We start from the raw sequence: 14,088 nt of genomic DNA, 5'->3' as shown, positions 1-14,088 counted from the left end.
CAAGGTACTGCGTACGGGCCAATGATTTTTATCCGCCTGTGTGGCAACACCCCTTAAGAATCCCAAGGCTAGTCGCTGCGCGCCCGCGCTTACTCTTTACAAATTCACACTTCTGATATGGAGAGCTCGAGGGGGTACAGTGTTCTCATCGTATAGGTAGCATCATGCTCTTTGTTAAGCTTAGCAAATAAACACAAAAAAAAAGGGCTGCATAAATGCAGCCCTCAAGGAAAGTTTTTTAGAAACCTAAGCTTCGTTACCTGGAAATAAGTTTACCATGGATTGAAGTGATTTTTCGCCTTTAGTTAATAGCGCGATTTCTTTGTCGAAGAAATAAAGGCTATTGCCATTAGTGCCAATCATTTCGAGTTTATCGAGAATAGACTTAAATAATTTCTCTTCTTCATGTTGTTCGCCAACATACCATTGGAGGAAATTGAAAGTCGAGTAATCTTTTTCACTGAAGGCAGCATGAGCCAAGTCGTTGATTTGAGCTGTGATAAATTGCTCATGTGCATAAATATCTTTGAAGAGCTCGATGACGTCGGTGAATTCAGCTTTTGGTGAGTCAATAGCACCGATTTTTGCTAAAGCACCGGTATCGGCCACGTATTTAAAGAGGCGGTTCATGTGAGTCATTTCTTCTTCAGCATGAAGACGTAAAAACTCTGCACAACTTTCAAGTGCTTTGTATTCACACCAAGCACTCATTTGAAGATAGAGGTTGGATGAATAAAATTCTAAATTGATTTGCTTATTAAGCAGTCCTACCATTTTGTCGCTGAGCATAATAGATCCATTATTTGTTATAATATGGGGAACTTATGCGAAGAGAAAGGAAATACAATAGCTATCTAGAAATCGAAAACTAGACTAGATCACAATAAGAATTCTTAGAGCTCAATGCTTTTGCAGAGATTGCGTTTTTTGTTGGTAAGTCCTTTATATCTTTAGCTTTCAACAGCAGTGAGTACGGACCAATTATTTGTCACAGGGTAAGGCATCTCAAATAATATTAAATTATCATCAAGTTTTTCGTCTCTCAAGTTATATATGTTTTCTAATTTTTGAAAACCCCATAGAGTACTGAATTATTTATTCGGATATAAATCAGCGAGGTCATATGAACAAACTTTTTATAATTTTCACCTTGTCTATAGCCTATGCGCAATCAGCTGAAATTCCGACTCAAGTAGTTCATGGTATTGAAAAAATCAAAAAATATGATTTACAAGATGTTGAAAATTATGCTAAAATTTATACTTCTGTTTCAAGCTGGACTTCTTCTCCTAGAGATAAATATATTGGCCATGTCACCATACAGACATGCTGGCACATAGCTCGTGAAATCCAAGTTTCTCCAGAAAGTATAGAGCTTACGGCTAATTTGATATATCAAGCGCTTCCTCATATAACACTAGAGGAAAAAGTTGTTTTACTCACTAAATTTAGATATTCTCCTAATGATGTGAAATATAGAAAAGAACATGTTGAAGCTTTATCAAAAACCTTACAAGAATTTTTTGATACATTAAATCAAATTCCAGATGAAATACCTTTAATGAATGTAATACCGCCTCTTGAGACGGGACTACCTGCTGGGGTATCTCCTGAAAATATACAAGATCTACAATTAAGAGCTGAATACGAGGCTAATATCAAAGAAAATTCAAAGGTCGCTAAACAACGCCTTCAAAGAACTTTTTTGAGAAATCATCAGGCTGTATTAATTAGAAAGGTTGCAGCAGCGATTGTTGAAAATTATTCTCAAGGAGAAGACGCAGAAACAGAGCTGACTGAAATTTTGACTAAAAATATTAAAAGTGAAAAAATTAAAAATCAAATATTAGAACAAGTCAAAAATGTAAGAGCTGATAAATCCCGAAAGAAAGATCAATAATAATTTCTTAATGAATTTTAGAGCTCAATGCTTTTGCAGAGATTGCGTTTTTTGTTGGCGGCACGACCACATTTTGTACAAAGGTATTGAGGACTCGACACAATAGAGGCAAGCTCATCTAGCCTATCTCTTAAGTCACTCTTACTTAGTTTGCAAATGGTTTTTTTCATAGTGGTGGACCGATTATTTCCTTCTTTGTCTAACTTAGATATAATCTCAATATAGATAAAATTCAAGTCTTTATGTGAATATTCTATGAAGATTGATAAGTCCTAAGCCATTCTTCACAGGGATTTTAACGTAAGATTCCCGTACAGATTAAATAGATAAAAAGCTGATTGATGACAAGGTAATAAGCTAAGATGGTGATGGTCGGCTTCTTTCGATGCCTCACGAGTAGTAAAAGTAGCTGTGGGACTTGAAAATCATGCTGAAAATCATAATATATTATATAAGTGTCCTCTTTATAGAGAATGGGGAATTAATAATATTAGGAGAGAATTGATATGGGACTATGGGATAAATTAACTGGTGAATTTGTTGATATCATTGAGTGGACGAATGATGATCGCGAAACTTTAGCCTGGCGTTTTGAGCGTTATGGCAATGAGATTAAGTACGGAGCTAAGCTCACAGTACGTCCTGGACAAGCAGCGGTATTTGTCAATGAAGGGCAAATTGCGGATGTTTTTGAACCGGGGATGTATGAATTACAGACAAATAATTTACCGATTCTCTCAACTTTAAAGGGTTGGAAGTACGGATTTGAAAGTCCTTTTAAAGCAGAAGTTATTTTTGTGACGACCTCACAGATTGTCGATCGTAAATGGGGAACTAAAAACCCCGTGATGCTTCGCGACCCAGAGTTTGGCCCAATTCGTTTACGCGCTTTCGGAACTTACGCAATTAAAGTAGTGGATCCAAGAGCATTTATTACAACTCTAGTAGGTACTGATGGAGCTTTTGAAGCAAGTGATCTGACGGATCAGTTACGCAATATCATAGTCTCGCGCTTTACCGATAAGTTAGGGGAATCAAAAATTCCTGCTTTAGATCTCGCTTCTAATTACGATGAGATAGCGGATTTAATTCAAGCAAAAATTGAGCCTGAATTTAAAGAATATGGTGTGGCACTGCCGAAGTTTTTAGTTGAGAATATAGCGCTTCCACCAGAAGTTGAAGAAGCCTTAGATAAGCGCTCGAGTATGGGGATTTTGGGTAATTTGAATCAGTATACCCAATTTCAAGCAGCGAATGCGATGGAAGCTGCGGCCTCTAATACGGGTGAAGCAGGTGGTGCAATGGGCGGCGGCATGGGTATGGGTATGGGTTTTGCCATGGCCAATCAAATGGGTCAAGCCATGGGTGGAACTCAACAAAATCAGCAAGCGTCAGCACCACCCCCTCCAGCACCTGGAGCCAGTAATGTTTCTTTTCATGTGAGTGTGAATGGCGAAAGTTATGGTCCCTATGATATGAATACTTTTGCACAGCATGTGCAGGCGGGTCAGATCACAGGAGAAAGCATGGTCTGGCGTCAGGGCATGGCGAATTGGTCTGCCGCGGGACAAGTTGCGGAACTCGCAAACTTATTTGGGCCTCCTACACCTCCTCCAATGCCTGGTGGAAGTGTTCCACCTCCACCCCCAATGTAGGGTATTAATTTATGTCCAAACGTCAATTTCCGTGTAATAACTGTGGAGCCGATTTATTATTCTTACCCGGCTCGAGCAAAATGGAATGTCCTTATTGTGCGAGTTCAAATGAATTAGAAGTTCCCGCAGAAGCCATTGTTGAGCATGATTACTTAGTTAAAATGCGTGAGTTGGAAGAATGTCCCAATGAAGCGGATTTAGTTGAAGTTAAAGAAGTTTCTTGCGGAGCCTGTGGCGCCAATACGACTATGGGCAGTGAGGTCCAAGCGGGCGCCTGTCCTTTTTGTGATACGCCCTTTGTTGCGGAACCCCATAGTGAAAAAATAATTAAGCCTCATGCCTTGCTTCCTTTTAAAATTGATTCAAAAGAAGGCATGAAGGAATTTCAATCTTGGGTTTCGAGTCGTTGGTTTGCACCAAATAAACTGAAAGAATACGCTCGACAATCAGAAAAATTACAAGGGATTTATTTAGCGCATTGGACTTATGATACGAGTACATCAACGGATTATAGTGGTTCACGAGGTGTGCACTATTATGTAACTGAGTCCTATACTGATTCAGAGGGGAATAGCAAGACTCGCCAAGTTCGAAAGACCCGTTGGTATCCCGTCTGTGGGCATGTCTATAATACTTTTGATGATTTACTGATTGTGGCGAGTGATTCATTGCCGCGCAAATACACCAAGGAACTTGAGCCCTGGGATCTACACGAACTCGTACCCTTTGCAGATGAATATTTGAGTGGTTTTAAATCAGAGCATTATTCGATTAGTCTTCGCCAAGGTTTTGACTTGGCGAAAGAAGAAGCTGAGCCAGAGATTCGGACAACAATTTTACGTGATATTGGTGGAGATGAACAAAGAGTTCATAATTCTTATACGGATTGGAACGAGGTGACTTTTAAGCATATTCTCTTGCCTGTATGGGTGTCAGCCTATCGTTTTAAAGACAAAGTGTATCGCGTTGTGATTAATGCTCGCACGGGTGAAGTACAGGGTGAACGTCCTTATAGCTGGGTAAAAATCACTCTTGCGGTACTCGCAAGTATTGCACTGATCGCAATAATTGTTATTGCTTGTCAATAATCAAAACTTATTCGATGAATTATACGCTTCCCGAGATAGTATCTCTTAATGTTTTTATGGGTGCTTCGCACACGAGAGGACGCCGTCCCCTCGAACTCCCCTGGCAGGACTGGGCAGTCCTAGACGAGGCGATTTCAGGACGCCATGAGTGATTTAAGTTATTTACGTGGCTACTCTGAAGGCTTGTTAGAGCAGATTCAGGCTTTAATCGATAAAGATAAACTTGGGCAATTTATTTTGAATAAATATCCCCATGCTCATGATCTAAAATCTGATAAGGCCTTATATGATTTGGCTGTGGGCTTAAAGAAAGCTTACCTAAAATCATCGGGCCCCTTGAGTAAAGTTCTTTATGATAACAAGATTTCTCTCAAGCAACAAGCCTTGGGTCTACATAGTTTTGTCTCGCGAGTTCAAGGGAAAAAATTAAAAGCAAAGAATGAGATTCGCATTGCGAGTGTACTTAAAAAAGTACCACTAGAATTTATGCGAGTAATTCTCGTGCACGAGTTAGCCCATTTAAAAGAAAAAGAACACAACAAGGCTTTTTATAAACTCTGCAAGCACATGGAGCCCGGCTATTTTCAATTAGAATTTGATTTAAGGGTCTATCTCACTTACCACGAGATGAAAGGTAGTCTGTATCTATAGTATTAGATAAGGCTAGAGAATTCACAAAATAGGGAATTAGAACTGAGCGTTCGATTCGGCTTAATGCTCTGGATGATTTTACGACTCTTGATCTGAAGTATTGATACGCGGTACTTATTAAGCACAGGTTGACAAAAAATGAGCTCGGATTATAGGAAAGAAAGTAAATAAGGATAAAATGATGTATAAAGCCGGGCAACGCTATTTTTCTAAATCTGAACCCGAATTGGGTTTGGGAGTGATTTTAAAACATGAATTTGGGAATCTAGAGGTATTGTTTCCTGCAACTGAAACTCGTCGTCTTTATGTAAGTGAAAGTGCTCCAGTGAAACGCGTAAGTTTGAGAGAGGGACAAATTTTTGATTTCGAGGGCGAGGCATTCAAAATCATCGAAATTCTGGAAGAAGACGAAGGCTATATTTATATCAATGAAAAAGGTGATCAAGTTCGAGAATTTCAATTGCCCAATGAGCTTAGCTTAAGTGGTCCCGAAGATCGCTTATTAGCCGGGAATTTTGATGATGCTCATTTATTTGATTTGAGAAGAAGAACCTTAATGCACCAGAGTGAACAATTAGGCTCAGAGATTTACGGCTTCCAAGGTGCACGTTTAGATTTATTGCCTCATCAATTTTATGTCGCCGACGAAGTGAGCTCCATGGTGAAAGCGCGTGTATTGCTAGCGGATGAAGTGGGCTTAGGTAAAACAATTGAAGCGGGTTTAATTCTTCACCGTTTACTTTTGCGAGGTGATGTGAAACGAGTTCTTATCCTATTGCCAGATGCGCTGCAAAATCAGTGGTTCGTGGAGATGTACCGCAAGTTCAATCTTTGGTTTTCGATTATTGATGAGGAACGTTTTAAAGTAGTGGAAGCTAATCCAGAAAATCCAAATCCTTTCCTTGAAGAGAGCTTAATTATTACGAGTACGGCTTATGCCTCTTCATCTGCAAAAGTCTCTGAGGCCATTGTCGAAGGCGAGTGGGATTTAATTATTGTGGATGAAGCTCATCATTTGTCTTGGAGTCAGGATCAGGTTTCGCGTGAATATAGTTTAGTGGAAGAATTGGCTAAACGAGTTGAACGATTAATTCTTTTAACAGCAACGCCTGATCAACTGGGAGAAGAATCACATTTCGCGCGTTTGAGATTACTCGATCCGGATCGTTTTTATGATTTAGAAGTCTTTAAAAAAGAACAAGAAAATTATCGCAGTAAAGTTAAGGGGATAGATAAACTTCTCTATGCAGACTCACTGAGTAAAACAGATTTTCAATTGTGTGAAACCTTACTTGGGAAAGATCATCCTCTCCTAAGTCGCCTCAAAAAAGAAAATTATGAAGGCAAAATTCGCCACGATTTACTGCGAGAACTTATTGATCGTCATGGGAGCTCAAGAATTATATTCAGAAACACGCGGAAAGTAATGGAAAATTTTCCTGTGCGTTGTCCGCAAGCGATTGAATTAGCTAAAGAGAGTCGTCAATATACACGCCAAGGTGCTCAAGCTATTCTTGAAGAAGTCGATAGTGATTTATTTGTCCAGCCAGGAAATAATTTAAAGATTCAGTGGATCTGTGAAACTTTGAAGGCGAAAGCGGATGAGAAATTTCTACTGATTTGTTCTAGCCGAGAAAAAGCTGAGGCCATTGAGAAGGGAATTCGCGAACACATGGATTTAAAAATGGTCGTCTTCCATGAGGGCCTGAGTTTAAATCAAAGAGATCGCAATGCGGTATTTTTCTCACAAGATTTAGGTGCGCGTTTATTAATTTGTTCAGAAATTGGTTCTGAGGGACGAAATTTCCAATTTTGTCAAAACCTCATACTCTTTGATTTGCCGATGAATCCAGGTTTGCTTGAGCAAAGAATTGGTCGCTTGGATCGAATTGGGCAAACTTCAGATATCCAGATTTTTTATCCTTATAGAAAGGAAAGTGTGGAATCGGTATTGGCTGATTTCTACAGTCAGGGCTTAGATGCCTTTGCTCGACCCTTGCACGGTGGCGAAAAAATGACCCAAGAATTGCGCCCTTCTTTGGAAGAAGTGATCATTCAGCGTGCTGAAAACATGGAAGGGGCTGACAAGGCTTTAAGTGCTTTGATTAGTCTAGCTAAAAAATTAGCAAAAGAGACCAAGGAGCAATTGGAAGAGGGACGAGATCATTTATTAGAGCTTTACTCCTTTGATGCTGATAGAGGATTGGAGATTTGCCAGCAATTACGCAAGAGCGATAGAGCGGGAGATTTGTTTAGCTACCTAGAAGATCTCTTTGATTATTTAGGTGTGGATTTCCGTGACGTAGATGATGCGGTCTATAAAATAGAGCCGGGGCAAAATCTACTCTGTGACTTGCCGGGCTTAAATAGTGAAGGGAAGCTCATTGCCACTCAACGTGCGGAAACTCTGAAAAGGGAAGATGTGGCTTTGATGACATGGGAACACCCTTTATTGCGTGCAGGTATGGATATAGTGGCCTCTGGCGAAGCGGGGAATAACTGTTTTGCTTTGTGTGTGGATCCTAGTAGTCGCAGTATTATTTTGGAAGCCGTATTAGTTTTAGAATGTTTATTGCCCGCAAAATCGGGAATTAATAGGTTCCTGCCGCCAACGCCAATATTTGTTCGGGTGGACCATCGTGGCCGTAATATTACAGATGAATCACCTTTCAAAGAGGAAGATTTAGAAGCTGGTGATGCGGAGAGACTGCTCGATAAAAAAGCAGTAAAAAAACAACTCGTCCCCGAGATGTTGCGGAAAACGCAAAAAATTGCTTTGGAAAAATCTCAAGATTTGCTTAAGCAGGCAGAAGCAAAAGTAAAAACTCATTTTGAAAATGAAATTGCTCGTCTTAAAACTTTGAAAGAAAAGAATGATTTTATAAGTGATGCGGAGCTCTCAGAACTTGAGAGTGCCTACCAATTACTAGTAGTTGAAATTCCTAAGGCGCGGCTTCGTCAAGATTCTTTGCGTTTAATATGGAAAGGTTCCGAAAATTATTTAGATGCTTAGCTTATTAGGAGAAAAGCTTCTGATAATGATCAAGAGGAAATCCTAGGGGCACTTGCAAAGGGAAAATAATCAAATTAGAGTGTGAGTCTCTCAAAAATTGGTGTGTTAAATGAATAAAGTTGTTAAAAGTAGAAAAGACCGTTATGTCGCGAAAGGTAATGACCTAGTCGAGGCAAAGCGCAGTATGCATTTGACCACACGGGAACGAAAATTGGTTGCCTATATGGTTTCCTGTATAAGTCCCTATGATGATGACTTTAAAGAGTACCGTTTTCCCATTGAAGAGTTTATTCAATTCTTTTCTATTACAGATAAAAATGCGGCTAAAGAGTATGAGCGGATTGCCCATGGCATTATGTCTAAACCCTTTACGGTTGAAAATGATGTCGAACGCTTCACTGCAACATGGTTGAGTGAAGCCAAGTACCACAAGAAACAAAAGATTTTCACCTTTCGTTTCACGCCCTCCTTGAAACGTTATTTGATTCAGTTGAAAAAGTTTTATACGCGTTATAAAATGATTAACTTAATCCACATGGAGAACTGTTATTCAGAATCGCTTTACGAGCTCTTGAAGCAGTATGAAACTATAGGTAAGCGCAATGTATCCATCGAGAAGTTGCGTATAATGCTGGGTTTAGAAAGGAAGTATCCGCTTTATTCCAATTTACGAGTGAAGGTTTTGGAACCAGCAGTAGAAGAAATCAACAAATTTTCAGATATTACGATTTCTTATCAAGAAGCGAAAGAAGGTAGGAAAATAAGTAGTTTAAACTTTGAAATTAAGCCCGACCCCAATAATGAATTCATCAAAGAAGGCTTAAAGAAATATAATTACCTTGGTAGTAGTGAGGACTTTTCAAATCAATCGAGTGATGACAAAGAGCAGTCACTGAATCAGAATAGTTTACCAGATGAAATTCCGGATGAGCTCAAGGGGATCTTTCAGCGGCTTGTTGAAGAATTTCAATTCGAGCGCGAAGAAGCCCATGTTTTAGCCGTCAAATATGACGTTAGCTATCTCGAAGCTAACCTTAAGCTGACCTTAGAGCGTGTTTTAAAGAACCGTAAGCGCGGAATAAATACGGATATTAGTCGTTACGCACGAGCCGCGATTATGAGGAATTACGCCGGTGATAATGAAGAGATTAGTGCGGCTACGCCTGCAGAAGTGGCTTCCGCACAGGGCGATCGTCGTCGGGCCATCGAAAATTTTGTAGAAAGAGCTCATCAGGCTTGGTATAAAAAGGCAGTTGAAAAGTTTATTCAAGCAGAAGGGCCCACGCACTTTAAAGGCTTCTCCAAATACCTCATGACTCAGCCAGAACAAGCCTTATATGCGCCCGTTAATGAATTGCTACTCACAAATGGTTTAAATCACCCGCAAGTTAAGGCTTATTTTCAAAGCTGGATCGTGGAGAGTGAACGCTTAAAAGACCGCTTTAGTAAAGCGATTTTCATGACTGAGCAAGGATATAGCATCGAAAACGAAGGCGATATTAAAGCTCGCTTAATGAGACGTGGGCGTTTAATGGATGTATAAAAAAAATGAATGATACGGAGCATCGCTCATAAAAGACGTATCAGAAATTCTTTTTCATGTAACTGCCAATGTTTTTAGCCCATTTATCAATGGTTTTCTTGATGCTATCCATAGGGATTTGATCATCGCCATCAATAGGTAAGCCAAAATCTTTTCTAACAGCAGCGAGTTGAGCTTCGTTAGTTATTGAATCCACAAGCTCAGCCTCGACATTAAGTACAACGACTTTGTCCCTTAAGCCAGTAAGCTCACCAGCAGAAGTCACAACAAAAGTAATCGGGCTATAAGAATACCATTTATAGTCTTTTATAGTTTTGTCTACTGACGTGATAGCAATACGTAAACGAGCTACCCCGGGGCCAGGAGTATCAGCTAATTTAACTGTTTTAGAAAGCTCCGATTGAAGTGCGGAGTTAAAATGGTCGAGCATGATTTTGACTGTAGACTTTGACATATCATCTTTACTAGGAATAGCGGGGTAGATGGCAACGGGGTCTAAAAGAATAGAATGGAATTTCCCCTTTTTGAAGTTGTCACTAGTCCAAGCTAGGACATCGACTTGATCACTTGCTTCCATCTCTTGTAAATATTTGTAGCTTTTGAGGAAACCAGAGTATTCATCTTCATCAGCTATTTTACTGGCGCACCCTAAGAACAGGGCGGAAAAGAGTAGGGCAATAATTTGTTTCTTCATGATTTAAACCTTATAAATTAGTGGATGAGATAAGCTATCACGTTTAGTTATTAATTTTATTAAAGAGCTGATCTATTTTTAACGAAGACTTTATGCCAGGAGAATCCTCGACTCCAGATGAAAGATCGAGGCCTTGAGCTCCAGTTATTTGAAGAGCTTCTTGAAAATTATCAAGATTGATTCCTCCGGCAATAAGCACGGGCTTAGGACTTGCTAGAACAAATTTTTTACTTAAGACCCAGTCACCAAGTTCTCCGGTGCCACCAGGGAGGCTCGCGTTTTTGGGTGCGGCATCTAAAACATATTTAGTACAAGGGAAGTTGAGTTCATCTTCAATTTGAGATTCGTCTTTGAGGCGAACGGCGCGCCAGATCTCACAAGAGAAATTTTTTGCGAATTGCGCACTTTCTTTGCCATGAAACTGGAGGGTGTTGATTCCTGCATCTAGGTAGGGTTGGATTTCTTCTGGGCTCATGTCGACGACAACGAGGACACGTGCAATATGGTCGGGAATAGTTTTGCAAAGTTCGCGAACTTGTTCGGGACTGACGAAGCGAGGTGATGGAGGGTAGGCGACAAAGCCAATAGCATTAGTTTTTCGTTCGATGAGTTTGGCGATATGTTGTGGTTCACTAATCCCACAGATTTTTATATAAGGTTTCATTTTTTTGGCTGTATGATTTCTTTTTCACATTCTTTTAAAGCATCTTCCATTTCATCAGCGCTGTGAGCTTCGCGAAGTTTATTAGCTAAGTCAGTAGTTTGAAAGAGTAGAGCAATTCTTGAGAGCATGTATAAGTGGTGACGATCATCAACCGTGCAGGGCATGACAAAGATGTCGGTCATTTTGTGATCGGCGGCGCCAAAGGGGATGCCTCTATCTGTTTTGCCAATGAGAATCATATTTTCAAGATAGAGATAAGGGCTGTGCACACGAGTATGTGGAATGGCAATACCGCCTGCAATGCCAGTGGGACAGAGTTCTTCTCTTTCTTCTAATAAACGAAAAATCTCATTTTCATCAGTAGCATAGCTGGTGTCAAAAGCGGCCTGAGCTAAAGTTTGAAGAATTTTTTTACGTGTTTTACCTGCAAGGTCTGGGATCATGCAGCCTGGAAAAATGCTCTTAGAAAGGAAAGCTTTGTTATCGTCAGGAGTTTCAAAAAGGTGTAAATCAATTCTTTTGTGGGCGGCGGTAATTGTTTTTTTACAGGAATCCAACATTACTTGATTCGACCAATCACGTAATTCGATTTTTCTAAAAACTATTTGGCCTCTTGAGCGGTCAAAAGGAATACTTCGCTTATTGACTAACTTTTCGAGTTCATTTATACTGAGATGTAGGTAATCTGCAGCTTCGTTCATGTTAAGTATTGAGTAAGGCATGATAAAGTCGTCTTAAGTTTTCAATTTCTGTGAGTTGCAATTATTAATGTAAAGCTATATTGGAACTTATATCCCTTTTTAATTTTTGTGCAGGTTAATTTATGAAAATCAAATCATTCGCTTTGTTTATTGCTGTTCTGGCGGTGCATTTTATTGTTGGAGGAGTGACATGGGTCGTGACTCGTCACGCTGGTGAGCCTACGGCAGGAGAAGCTCAGAAAATCGAGCAGGCGCAAAATGAAAACGCTGAATCAAATTCTTCCAATCCACCAAGTGTAAATCAAGTAGTACCAAGTCCCCGTAATTCACCCACTGTTCCGAGTACGAGAACTAAAAGCTACGTGGTGAAAAGTGGCGATCGTCTATCTGTGATTGCAGGGAGACATGGGGTGAGTATTACGAAATTGATGACAGTGAATAATATTAAAGATCAAAACCGTATTTTTATTGGTCAAAAACTGACAATTCCCCTAGATTAGGAGGAATAATAAAAAAACTTAATTTCTTTAAAGGACTGTGTTTGACAAAGAAATAAGTGGCTATATTATCTGTGCACACTCAAGCGGAAGAGTGGTCGAGTGGTTTAAGGCGTCGGTCTTGAAAACCGAAGAGGGTGAAAGTCCTCCGTGAGTTCGAATCTCACCTCTTCCGCCATACTTTCTTAAGGGCAGCAATTCATTGCTGCCCTTATTTTTTTGTCATGCTGAGGCCATTGCTTTATGTTGGTGATGATCTAAATTCTTAGGCTTAATCCGAGGAGTCGATATGCAGTTAAGTTCGAGACGTCATTTGAAGCAGTTGATGGGTGTTTATCAGGCACACCCCTATCGAGATGGCATAAAAATCGTTTTTCTATTGGGGATGAGCTTATTAGCCTCCTTTTACCCAGAATATGGTGGGATGCCTATACCCGAACGTCGAGCTTTGTTTATTTTACTTTTGTCAGCGAGTATGTGGATGACGGAAGCGCTACCGGCATTTGCGGTGGGTTTCTTAGTGATAGGGCTTTCTATTTTCCTGCTATCTCCAGAGAGAGGAGGCGAAATTCCGTGGCAAACTTTTACAAATACTTGGTCGAGTCCGATTATATGGTTGTTTCTAGGCGGCTTGATTTTAGCGCGAGCGGCAGAGAAGACGGGGGTGAACAAGCGCGTTTCATCAATGCTACTAAGTAAATTGGGCGACTCTCATTCACTTTTGTTATTTGGGATCATGTTTCTGAGTTTTATTTTTTCAAATTTCATGAGCAATACAGCTACAGCGGCAATGATGCTGGGCTTAATGGGTCCAGTCTTAGCTAACTTCGCCAAAGCAGATAGAAGAAAGAAAGCCTACATAATGGCTGTACCTCTAGGAGCTAATATTGGTGGGATGGGCAGTATAATTGGGACACCTCCAAATGCGGTCGCCGCTGCATTGCTAGGAGAGAGGGGCGAAGCCGTAGATTTCTTGACTTGGATGTGGTATGGCATGCCTCCAGCCATAGTTTGTTTATTTGTGCTGTGGTTTTATCTGCGCACTACTTATGATTGTAAGGGCAAGAACGAAACTAAGTTTGATTTTGAACAAGTGCCTATCAATAAAACCTCAGCTTATGTGATAGCGGTATTTTTGTTGACTGTAATTCTATGGTGTACTGGGAGCTTACATGGAATTCCGGCATCAGTAGTCGCCTTTGTACCCATAGTCTTACTCCCTTTGAATGGTGTGATAGAGGCAGATGATATGCGCCAGTTACCCTGGGATGTCCTCATTTTACTGGCGGGTGGTCTGACTCTGGGTGTGGCAGTGGAAACAAGCGGTTTGGCTCATACTTTGGTGGAAGCCATGCCGAGTGTCGGAGATAATATGTTTGTACTGGTAATTATGATGGCGATCATGGCCTGTATAGTTTCAAACTTCATGAGTAATACTGCGGCCGCTAATATTATTATGCCGATAGCTGCAGCAATGGCTGTAGGTCATGAAAAGCCTATGTTGGTGGCAATCGCCTTAGCTTCGTCAACGGCGATGTGTATGCCTGTTTCTACGCCCCCTAATGCGCTTGCATCTTCGTCGGGCTTATTGAAAGCTAGTGATTTTTTAATAACGGGAATAATTGCCGCTATAGTGGGAGTGACTTCGTCTTTAATTTGGATTCGCTTTATTCTTTGGTAAA

General features: G+C 40.3%; 13 protein-coding genes and 1 tRNA gene. 9 read left to right on the top strand and 5 right to left on the bottom strand.

Annotated features, from left to right (window positions below):
- Window positions 1-246: 246 nt before the first annotated feature.
- A complete protein-coding gene (gene ftnA, locus PQO03_RS10030) occupies window positions 247-789 on the bottom strand; it encodes a non-heme ferritin (RefSeq protein ID WP_274150024.1) in 543 nt (180 codons plus the stop codon).
- Window positions 790-1,123: 334 nt separating this feature from the next.
- Here ftnA and PQO03_RS10025 point away from each other — a divergent pair, with 334 nt between their 5' ends.
- Window positions 1,124-1,900 (top strand): hypothetical protein, encoded by a 777-nt coding sequence (locus tag PQO03_RS10025; RefSeq protein ID WP_274150022.1) that lies wholly within the window; start codon window positions 1,124-1,126, stop codon window positions 1,898-1,900.
- 17 nt (window positions 1,901-1,917) lie between these two features.
- On the opposite strand, the gene PQO03_RS10020 is transcribed toward PQO03_RS10025, so the two are convergent.
- Window positions 1,918-2,070 (bottom strand): hypothetical protein, encoded by a 153-nt coding sequence (locus tag PQO03_RS10020; protein ID WP_274150020.1) that lies wholly within the window; start codon window positions 2,068-2,070, stop codon window positions 1,918-1,920.
- Window positions 2,071-2,406: 336 nt separating this feature from the next.
- Here PQO03_RS10020 and PQO03_RS10015 point away from each other — a divergent pair, with 336 nt between their 5' ends.
- The 5 genes from PQO03_RS10015 to PQO03_RS09995 all read left to right on the top strand — a co-directional run bounded on the left by PQO03_RS10015 (window position 2,407) and on the right by PQO03_RS09995 (window position 9,850).
- Complete coding sequence (locus PQO03_RS10015; RefSeq protein WP_274150019.1) at window positions 2,407-3,555, top strand: SPFH domain-containing protein; 1,149 nt, start codon at window positions 2,407-2,409, stop codon at window positions 3,553-3,555.
- A gap of 11 nt (window positions 3,556-3,566) precedes the next feature.
- Window positions 3,567-4,643: a TFIIB-type zinc ribbon-containing protein gene (locus PQO03_RS10010; RefSeq protein ID WP_274150018.1), complete on the top strand. Its 1,077-nt coding sequence runs from the start codon at window positions 3,567-3,569 to the stop codon at window positions 4,641-4,643.
- A gap of 144 nt (window positions 4,644-4,787) precedes the next feature.
- Window positions 4,788-5,294: a YgjP-like metallopeptidase domain-containing protein gene (locus PQO03_RS10005; RefSeq protein WP_274150016.1), complete on the top strand. Its 507-nt coding sequence runs from the start codon at window positions 4,788-4,790 to the stop codon at window positions 5,292-5,294.
- 178 nt (window positions 5,295-5,472) lie between these two features.
- On the top strand, window positions 5,473-8,307 hold the full coding sequence (gene rapA, locus PQO03_RS10000; RefSeq protein WP_274150014.1) for an RNA polymerase-associated protein RapA: 2,835 nt from the start codon (window positions 5,473-5,475) through the stop codon (window positions 8,305-8,307).
- Between the two features lie 109 nt (window positions 8,308-8,416).
- On the top strand, window positions 8,417-9,850 hold the full coding sequence (locus tag PQO03_RS09995; protein WP_274150012.1) for a replication initiation protein: 1,434 nt from the start codon (window positions 8,417-8,419) through the stop codon (window positions 9,848-9,850).
- A 40-nt stretch (window positions 9,851-9,890) separates the two neighbouring features.
- Here the strand turns inward: PQO03_RS09995 and PQO03_RS09990 are convergent, their stop codons facing one another.
- From PQO03_RS09990 to PQO03_RS09980, 3 genes are read right to left on the bottom strand one after another with little or no spacing between them, the layout of a single operon-like run.
- Entirely contained in the window at window positions 9,891-10,544 is a 654-nt protein-coding gene (locus PQO03_RS09990; RefSeq protein ID WP_274150010.1) for a DUF3313 domain-containing protein, read from the bottom strand.
- Window positions 10,545-10,587: 43 nt separating this feature from the next.
- The gene (locus PQO03_RS09985; protein ID WP_274150008.1) at window positions 10,588-11,208 is read right to left on the bottom strand and encodes a phosphoribosylanthranilate isomerase; all 621 of its coding nucleotides are present in this window, start codon (window positions 11,206-11,208) and stop codon (window positions 10,588-10,590) included.
- Window positions 11,205-11,930 carry a PTS sugar transporter subunit IIA gene (locus PQO03_RS09980; protein ID WP_274150006.1) on the bottom strand — a complete coding sequence of 242 codons (726 nt, stop codon included), beginning with the start codon at window positions 11,928-11,930 and terminating at the stop codon, window positions 11,205-11,207. The genes PQO03_RS09985 and PQO03_RS09980 overlap by 4 nt, the downstream gene beginning before the upstream one ends.
- A gap of 101 nt (window positions 11,931-12,031) precedes the next feature.
- Here PQO03_RS09980 and PQO03_RS09975 point away from each other — a divergent pair, with 101 nt between their 5' ends.
- From PQO03_RS09975 to PQO03_RS09965, 3 genes are all read left to right on the top strand, one after another.
- Entirely contained in the window at window positions 12,032-12,409 is a 378-nt protein-coding gene (locus PQO03_RS09975; RefSeq protein WP_274150004.1) for a LysM peptidoglycan-binding domain-containing protein, read from the top strand.
- An 85-nt stretch (window positions 12,410-12,494) separates the two neighbouring features.
- Window positions 12,495-12,584, top strand: a tRNA-Ser gene (locus tag PQO03_RS09970).
- Between the two features lie 111 nt (window positions 12,585-12,695).
- Complete coding sequence (locus PQO03_RS09965) at window positions 12,696-14,087, top strand: SLC13 family permease (RefSeq protein ID WP_274150002.1); 1,392 nt, start codon at window positions 12,696-12,698, stop codon at window positions 14,085-14,087.
- Window position 14,088 lies beyond the last annotated feature (1 nt).

The organism is Lentisphaera profundi, from assembly GCF_028728065.1.
Lineage (GTDB): Bacteria > Verrucomicrobiota > Lentisphaeria > Lentisphaerales > Lentisphaeraceae > Lentisphaera > Lentisphaera profundi.
This window is presented reverse-complemented; position numbering and strand designations above follow the sequence as displayed.

What these genes read in the sequence shown, in the direction of transcription:
- ftnA (WP_274150024.1), bottom strand. Translation starts at nt 789, where the DNA reads ATGCTCAGCGACAAAATGGTAGGACTGCTTAATAAGCAAATCAATTTA.
- PQO03_RS10025 (WP_274150022.1), top strand. Translation starts at nt 1,124, where the DNA reads ATGAACAAACTTTTTATAATTTTCACCTTGTCTATAGCCTATGCGCAA.
- PQO03_RS10020 (WP_274150020.1), bottom strand. Translation starts at nt 2,070, where the DNA reads ATGAAAAAAACCATTTGCAAACTAAGTAAGAGTGACTTAAGAGATAGG.
- PQO03_RS10015 (WP_274150019.1), top strand. Translation starts at nt 2,407, where the DNA reads ATGGGACTATGGGATAAATTAACTGGTGAATTTGTTGATATCATTGAG.
- PQO03_RS10010 (WP_274150018.1), top strand. Translation starts at nt 3,567, where the DNA reads ATGTCCAAACGTCAATTTCCGTGTAATAACTGTGGAGCCGATTTATTA.
- PQO03_RS10005 (WP_274150016.1), top strand. Translation starts at nt 4,788, where the DNA reads ATGAGTGATTTAAGTTATTTACGTGGCTACTCTGAAGGCTTGTTAGAG.
- rapA (WP_274150014.1), top strand. Translation starts at nt 5,473, where the DNA reads ATGATGTATAAAGCCGGGCAACGCTATTTTTCTAAATCTGAACCCGAA.
- PQO03_RS09995 (WP_274150012.1), top strand. Translation starts at nt 8,417, where the DNA reads ATGAATAAAGTTGTTAAAAGTAGAAAAGACCGTTATGTCGCGAAAGGT.
- PQO03_RS09990 (WP_274150010.1), bottom strand. Translation starts at nt 10,544, where the DNA reads ATGAAGAAACAAATTATTGCCCTACTCTTTTCCGCCCTGTTCTTAGGG.
- PQO03_RS09985 (WP_274150008.1), bottom strand. Translation starts at nt 11,208, where the DNA reads ATGAAACCTTATATAAAAATCTGTGGGATTAGTGAACCACAACATATC.
- PQO03_RS09980 (WP_274150006.1), bottom strand. Translation starts at nt 11,930, where the DNA reads ATGCCTTACTCAATACTTAACATGAACGAAGCTGCAGATTACCTACAT.
- PQO03_RS09975 (WP_274150004.1), top strand. Translation starts at nt 12,032, where the DNA reads ATGAAAATCAAATCATTCGCTTTGTTTATTGCTGTTCTGGCGGTGCAT.
- PQO03_RS09965 (WP_274150002.1), top strand. Translation starts at nt 12,696, where the DNA reads ATGCAGTTAAGTTCGAGACGTCATTTGAAGCAGTTGATGGGTGTTTAT.